Annotated in this window: 6 protein-coding genes and 1 pseudogene; 3 read left to right on the top strand and 4 right to left on the bottom strand. The window is 61.8% G+C overall.

Annotated elements, in window-relative coordinates; translation table 11 throughout:
• The 4 genes and pseudogenes from BLT65_RS46905 to recA all read right to left on the bottom strand — a co-directional run.
• A pseudogene (locus tag BLT65_RS46905) lies at positions 1-85 on the bottom strand (ATP-grasp domain-containing protein); the annotation flags it as partial.
• 55 nt (positions 86-140) lie between these two features.
• Positions 141-890 carry a DUF2889 domain-containing protein gene (locus BLT65_RS43205; protein ID WP_208545897.1) on the bottom strand — a complete coding sequence of 250 codons (750 nt, stop codon included), beginning with the start codon at positions 888-890 and terminating at the stop codon, positions 141-143.
• Positions 891-1,072: 182 nt separating this feature from the next.
• A complete protein-coding gene (recX, locus tag BLT65_RS43200; protein ID WP_091790268.1) occupies positions 1,073-1,843 on the bottom strand; it encodes a recombination regulator RecX in 771 nt (256 codons plus the stop codon).
• A 7-nt stretch (positions 1,844-1,850) separates the two neighbouring features.
• Entirely contained in the window at positions 1,851-2,927 is a 1,077-nt protein-coding gene (gene recA / locus BLT65_RS43195; protein ID WP_007586120.1) for a recombinase RecA, read from the bottom strand.
• A 234-nt stretch (positions 2,928-3,161) separates the two neighbouring features.
• On the opposite strand from recA, the gene BLT65_RS43190 reads away from it, so the two are divergent.
• From BLT65_RS43190 to BLT65_RS43180, 3 genes are all read left to right on the top strand, one after another.
• The gene (locus BLT65_RS43190; protein ID WP_007586121.1) at positions 3,162-3,902 is read left to right on the top strand and encodes a response regulator; all 741 of its coding nucleotides are present in this window, start codon (positions 3,162-3,164) and stop codon (positions 3,900-3,902) included.
• Between the two features lie 9 nt (positions 3,903-3,911).
• On the top strand, positions 3,912-5,459 hold the full coding sequence (locus tag BLT65_RS43185; RefSeq protein ID WP_091790267.1) for a sensor histidine kinase: 1,548 nt from the start codon (positions 3,912-3,914) through the stop codon (positions 5,457-5,459).
• A 228-nt stretch (positions 5,460-5,687) separates the two neighbouring features.
• The gene (locus tag BLT65_RS43180; protein ID WP_042311045.1) at positions 5,688-7,346 is read left to right on the top strand and encodes an MFS transporter; all 1,659 of its coding nucleotides are present in this window, start codon (positions 5,688-5,690) and stop codon (positions 7,344-7,346) included.
• The last annotated feature ends 43 nt before the right edge of the window (positions 7,347-7,389 follow it).

Below are 7,389 nucleotides of genomic sequence, written 5' to 3'. Positions count from 1 at the left end.
CCACCGAGAAGACCGGCTTGCCGCGCGGTACCGCGACTCCGAATTTCCGCAGGATTTCCTTACCCTGGTACTCGTGAATCTTCATGCGTGATTCCCTTCAGTCTGAGAGTTGGATTGAACTTCGCTTCCGGCTGGACCGCTTACTCCGGACGCGCCGTCTTCACGGCCTGTCCGTTGGGTGCGGCATCCGCGCGATCCGCTGAACGCGGCGCGTGGCCGTACCAGCGCGGATAAAACTGTCGCACCGCCTCGCCGTCGAACCGCAGCGCATGGCAGCGGCCCAACTGGAATGGCGGTTTGTCGTTTGATTGCTCGCTCGCCTGTTCGCTTGCTTGCCCGCTCGAAGCGTTGTCTTGGGCGTCTTGTCCCGTGCTGCCTTGCGTGCCTCGGGTTGAACCATCTGCCGATCCACTGGATGAACCCGCGTGCTCCTCGCTTCCTGGCCTGCCTTTGTCGGTATTCCACACGTCGCCCGCGAACGCCTGAATGGCGGCAGTCGGCAGGATTGCGCACAACTCGGTGAGATGGGTGCAGCCTGTCGTGCCGGCCAGCAAACGGGCAGCATCGCGACGGAAGTTTTGCAACAGATTGAGCCCGATGAGGGCGCGATAGGCGGGATTGGAGACTTCACACAGACCGGGATACGGAACCCAGTCGGACGACGCTTCAGCGTCGACGACATTGAGCTTGCGATCGATCGTGATGCGGAGCCAGAGTTCATGGATCGGCAGGCCGTTCGGCCGGACACCCGACGCAAGCTTCACGTCACGTGGCTTGTCGTCGGTGAGGCATGCCTCGATATCCCACAGGCCATCTTCACGCTCGTATGCGTCCGCTCGGATTGCGCGACGATGGCGCAACTGTCGGGACACTGGCGGGGAGAGCGGCATGCGAGAACAAAGGCCGGATTTAAGAACCGTTGAATTTTAGCATACTGGGTATTTGAGACTGGCCGAAGCCCGCAGAGGCTTGATGGGCCCGGGTTTGAGCGGTCTCGATGATGGCGTGGCAGCCTGATGTTTCGTGCAGTGCGTCATTTTCTTGCGCGCCACACGCCGCCCTATTCGGACGGTCAGTCTTCGTCGATTCCCTTGAGAATCTTCCCGATGATTCCCTGAGAAAAACCCCGCGTGGCAAGAAAGCGCACCTGCTTCGCACGTTCGTTGGGCGTTTCGGGCAACGTGCCGAACTTCTTGAGCCACACGGCCTGAGCCCGCGCCAGTTCGGTTTCGCGCAACTGCGCGCTCACCTCTTCGACCAGTTCCTGTCCGACCGAATGACGCTTGAGCTCATTGACGATCCGGCCCGCGCCCATGCGCGACGCACGCCGATTAAGCAGGCTTTCCGCGAAACGGGAATCCGACAGCCAGCCTTCGCTTTCGAGCGAATCCAGCAATGCGTCGATTGATTCGCCCTCTTCCGCGTACGGCGCGAGCTTGCGCGACAACTCCGCGCGACTGTATTCGCGACGCGAAAGATAGCCGAGCGCACGGCCTTTGAGAGAGCGTGTGGGACGTTGCGAGGCGCGGCTCGCTGTATCAGCGGGTTTGACTTCGCCTGGCTGGCGACGCGAGCGCGTATAGGTGACTTCTTCGCTGCTGGCATCCGCATCCGGGCGGTCACGCGAAGCGGCACCCAGACCGGCGGCACGATCGTGAGCATCGAACGATTCGAATGGATCGTAATCGTCGGATGACGAGTGCTCTGAAAACGATGCTGCCGTAGAAGCAGACGGGCTTGAAGACAAGCGTGACGACGATTCGAATGCATCGTCGTCACGCGGGCCGCCCCCGTTGCGTCCCGCGCCCGTAGTCGAGGAAGCAGAGCGGCCCTTGCGTATCACGCGACGATTACTCCTCTTCGCCCACTTCCTCGTCGGCACTGACGGCAGCGCCCGCCGGCATGGCATTCACGCCCAGCGATTCACGGATACGGTTTTCGATTTCGCGTGCAATGTCCGGATTCTCGCGCAGGAATTCACGCGCGTTGTCCTTGCCTTGACCAATGCGTTCGCCGCTATAGCTGTACCAGGCGCCCGCCTTGTCGACGATCTTTGCCTGCACGCCGAGGTCGATGATTTCGCCCTGACGTGAGATACCTTCGCCGTAGAGGATGTCAAAGATCGCTTCGCGGAACGGCGGCGCCACCTTGTTCTTCACCACCTTCACACGCGTTTCGTTGCCGATCACTTCGTCGTTCTTCTTGATCGAACCGATACGGCGAATGTCCAGACGGACCGACGCGTAGAACTTCAGCGCGTTACCACCCGTCGTGGTTTCCGGGTTGCCGAACATGACGCCGATCTTCATACGGATCTGGTTGATGAAGATCACGAGGCAGTTCGTGCGCTTGATCGTGCCCGTCAGCTTGCGCAGCGCCTGCGACATCAGACGCGCCTGCAGACCCGGCAGCGAATCGCCCATTTCGCCTTCGATTTCGGCCTTCGGCACCAGCGCCGCAACCGAGTCGATCACGATCATGTCGATCGAACCCGAACGCACCAGCGCGTCCGCGATTTCGAGCGCCTGTTCGCCCGTGTCCGGCTGCGAAACCAGAAGGTCGCTGACGTCCACGCCGAGCTTTTGCGCGTACTGAATATCTAGCGCGTGTTCCGCGTCGATGAACGCTGCCGTGCCGCCAAGCTTCTGCATTTCGGCGACGACCTGCAGCGTCAGCGTGGTTTTACCCGACGATTCCGGCCCGTAGATTTCCACCACACGGCCACGCGGCAGACCACCGACGCCCAGCGCGATGTCGAGGCCCAGCGATCCCGTGGAGACCACCTGGATATCTTCGACTGCCTCACCCTGGCCGAGCCGCATGACCGACCCTTTGCCGAACTGCTTTTCGATCTGCGCAAGCGCGGCCGCGAGTGCCTTGCTTTTTTCCGCAGTCAGTCCAGCCGAGCCTTTCTTGCTTTCTTCCATGAATCGTCCTTTGCTATGATGAACGGCGTCTGAGGCAGGTGTGCAGGCCGTTGTGAACCCGGTTCGACCAACCAGCACGCTAAACGCAGACACTGTATAAAAAAACAGTAGTCTTGGCAAGCCCGATTCGCATGCGGACGTCCACATGTGCAAACGGACAACACCGACTACCGACAAAATTTTTCGGAGACGCTGTGCGCCGGGCGCCCCGGTGCCGGCCGGGCAGGGCGCATCATGCGAATTCTCATTGCCGAAGACGACAGCATACTCGCGGACGGTCTCGTCCGATCACTCCGCCAATCGGCATACGCCGTTGACCATGTGAAGACGGGAGCGGAAGCGGATACCGCGCTGTCGATGCAGACTTTCGACCTCGTCATCCTCGATCTCGGCCTGCCGAAAATGTCCGGCCTCGAAGTGCTGCGGCGTCTGCGCGCGCGCAATTCGAACGTGCCCGTGCTGATCCTGACGGCAGCCGACAGCGTCGACGAGCGCGTAAAGGGCCTCGATCTCGGCGCAGACGATTACATGGCCAAGCCCTTCGCGCTGAACGAGCTCGAAGCGCGCGTGCGTGCGCTCACGCGGCGCGGCGCGGGCGGCGGACCGACTGTCGTCAAGCACGGCTCGCTGTCGTTCGATCAGGTCGGCCGGATTGCCTATGCCAATGAGCAGGTTATCGATCTGTCCGCACGTGAGCTAGGATTGCTCGAAGTCCTGTTGCAGCGGATCGGGCGACTGGTGTCGAAGGAACAGCTGGTCGATCACCTGTGCGAATGGGGCGAGGAAGTCAGCAACAACGCGATCGAGGTGTACGTGCATCGGCTGCGCAAGAAGATCGAACCGAGCGGCGTGCGCATCATCACCGTGCGCGGGTTGGGTTACTGTCTGGAGAAGGCCGCGCCCCAGACCCCGGCGCAGCAGTCCGAGCCGTCCGACGCGCCCGCTGCCATGCCCGCAAGCCACTACTTCAAGTAAAGGCGTTCCATGTCCGTCCGCGCACCGCGCGCCACGGCGCACGCGGCGGATCTCGATGAAGTCCGCGACGCGCGCTACGCGAATCCTTTCGCGCCGCCCGATGAAACCGAGGCGGCTGCGGAGACGCGTCCGCGTTCGCTCTTCGGCGAAATCCTCGACTGGATGCTCGCGCCGTTGCTGCTGTTATGGCCGATGAGCCTTGCCGTCACGTATCTGGTCGCGAAGTCGATTGCGAACGGACCGTTCGATCGCGCGCTCGAAACCGACGCCTACGTGCTCGCGCGGCAGATTCACCCCGTCAATGGCATCGCCGAACTGACGCTGCCCGATTCGACGCGTGATTTTCTTCGTGCCGACAATATAGATAGCGTGTTCTATCAGGTGCTCGGCACGCGCGGCGAGCTGGTTGCGGGCGACCGCGACATGCCGCTGCCGCGCGAGGAAGACCGGCCGCAGCCGGGCATCGTCGAGTTTCGCGACGACATGGTGCGTGGCAACGACATCCGTGTCGCCTACACCACCGTCGAGTTTCCGCAGACGCCGGGCGCGCAGCCCGTGCTCGTGCAGGTGGCCGAGACGCTCGACAAACGCAGCGCGCTCGCCAACGACATCATCAAGGGCGTGATCCTGCCGCAGTTCGTGATCCTCCCGCTTGCGATCCTGCTCGTGTGGTTCGGGCTGTCGCGCGGTCTTGCGCCGCTGCACGCGCTGCAGGCGCATATCCGCGCGCGGCGCCCCGACGACCTGTCGCCGCTCGAAGCACGCCGCGCGCCGCCGGAAATCGAGCCGCTCGTCACGTCGTTCAACGATCTGCTGACGCGTCTCGAACAGAACATGGAACTGCAAAAGCGCTTCATCGCCGATGCCGCACATCAGATGAAGACACCGCTCGCGGGCTTGCGCACGCAAGCCGAACTGGCGCTGCGGCAGGATGCGTCGGCGGAAGTGCATCGCTCACTCGAGCAGATCGCGACGAGCTCGGAGCACGCCGCGCGGCTCGTCACTCAGTTGCTTGCACTCGCGCGCGCGGAGAACCGGATGTCCGGCCAGATCTTCACGCCCGTCGAGATTGGCGACGTTGCCCGCAGCGCCGTGCGTGACTGGGTCCAGCCCGCGCTCGCGAAGCAGATGGATCTTGGCTACGAAGGCCCGGAGACGCCCGACGAAGCGATCGAAGTGGATGGCAACCCGGTGATGCTGCGCGAGATGCTGTCGAACCTGATCGACAATGCAATCCGCTACACACCCGCGGGCGGACGGATCACCGTCCGTGTGCGGCGCGACGACGTCGCACACATGGCTCATCTGGAGGTAGAAGACACGGGCCTTGGCATTCCCGCCGCCGAGCGTGAACGCGTGGTCGAGCGCTTCTACCGGATTCTCGGGCGCGAAGGCGACGGCAGCGGGCTGGGTCTGGCCATCGTCCGCGAAATCGCGACGATGCACGGCGGTACGCTCGCCATCGAGGACAACGTCTATCAGACGTCGCCGCGCCTCGCCGGAACCCTCGTTCGCGTCAGCTTAAGAATGATGGATCGTGTACGGGATTTACCCTAATCCGTCAGTTTCACGCATTTTAGTCAACACTAACATGTCACCAGTTTCGCCACAATAAAGCATTCAATAGCCGACGTTGCAAGCATCAAGCCCGACATTCCACGATTTTCGACACTCCCAAACAAACCTCTCCCGAGTCAGAACGCCGTAAGTTTCCGCTCCAATAATCGCAACACGGACACGCCCGACCTGGCGAGCCGCGACTTATATCAATACTGGAGACGACATATGGCTACCGTAAGCGGGCAAATCTCGCACGCGCCGATGACGAAAGAAGAGAAACGGGTAATCTTCGCGTCATCGTTGGGCACGGTTTTCGAGTGGTACGACTTTTATCTGGCTGGCTCGCTCGCGGCCTTCATCAGCAAGAGCTTTTTCTCAGGCGTCAATCCGACAGCCGCGTTCATCTTTACCCTTCTCGGCTTCGCTGCCGGTTTCGCGGTGCGTCCGTTCGGCGCGCTGGTGTTCGGGCGACTCGGCGATATGGTCGGCCGCAAGTACACGTTCCTGATCACGATCGTGATCATGGGTCTGTCGACCTGCGTGGTCGGCTTCCTGCCGGGCTATGCGGCGATCGGCATGGCGTCGCCGGTGATCTTCATCGCGATGCGTCTGCTGCAGGGTCTTGCCCTCGGCGGCGAGTACGGCGGCGCAGCGACTTACGTCGCGGAACATGCGCCCGCCAACCGTCGCGGCTTCTACACCGCGTGGATCCAGACGACGGCGACGCTCGGGCTGTTCCTGTCGCTGCTCGTGATTCTCGGCGTGCGCACGGCAATGGGCGAAGACGCATTCGGCGCATGGGGCTGGCGCATTCCGTTCGTCGCATCGCTGGTGCTGCTCGGCATCTCGGTGTGGATCCGGATGCAACTGCACGAGTCGCCGGCTTTCGAGCGCATCAAGGCTGAAGGCAAGACGTCGAAGGCACCGCTGTCGGAAGCGTTCGGCCAATGGAAGAATCTGAAGATCGTCATTCTGGCTCTGATTGGCGTGACGGCTGGCCAAGCAGTTGTCTGGTACACGGGCCAGTTCTATGCGCTGTTCTTCCTGACGCAGACGCTGAAGGTCGATGGCGCTAGCGCGAACATTCTGATTGCGATCGCGCTCCTGATCGGCACGCCGTTCTTCCTGTTCTTCGGTTCGCTGTCCGACCGGATCGGCCGCAAGCCGATCATCCTGGCCGGTTGCCTGATCGCGGCGCTGACGTACTTCCCGCTCTTCAAGGCACTGACGCACTATGCGAACCCGGCGCTCGAAGCCGCGACGCAGAAGTCGCCTATCGTCGTGATCGCCAATCCGGACGAGTGCTCGTTCCAGTTCAACCCGGTCGGTACGTCGAAGTTCACGAGCTCTTGCGATATCGCGAAAGGCGCGCTTTCGAAAGCTGGCTTGAACTATGACAACGTGGCGGCGCCGGCGGGCACGCTCGCGCAGATCAAGGTCGGCGACACGACCATCGATACCTATGACGGCAAGGCCGCCGACGCCAAGGACGCGGGCAAGGCGTTCGACAAGAACCTGGGCACCGCACTGAAGACGGCCGGCTATCCACCCAAGGCCGATCCATCGCAGATCAACTGGCCGATGACCGTTGTGATCCTGACGATCCTCGTGATCTACGTGACGATGGTGTACGGACCAATTGCGGCGATGCTGGTCGAGATGTTCCCAACGCGGATCCGCTACACGTCGATGTCACTGCCATATCACATAGGCAATGGCTGGTTCGGCGGCTTCCTGCCAGCGACGGCGTTCGCGATCGTCGCGGCGAAGGGCAATATTTACTCGGGGCTGTGGTATCCGATCATCATCGCGCTGGCTACCTTCGTGATCGGTCTGCTTTTCGTGCGGGAGACCAAAGACTCCAATATCTACGCTCAGGATTGAGCGCGGCGTAGGTAACCGGAGTTCTCGCAAAAAGTTGTCGCGC

The sequence above is a fragment of the Paraburkholderia steynii genome (genome assembly GCF_900100565.1).
Classification (GTDB): domain Bacteria; phylum Pseudomonadota; class Gammaproteobacteria; order Burkholderiales; family Burkholderiaceae; genus Paraburkholderia; species Paraburkholderia terrae.
The sequence above is the reverse complement of the archived record's forward strand: the minus strand, read 5'-3'. Positions and strand labels throughout refer to the sequence as shown.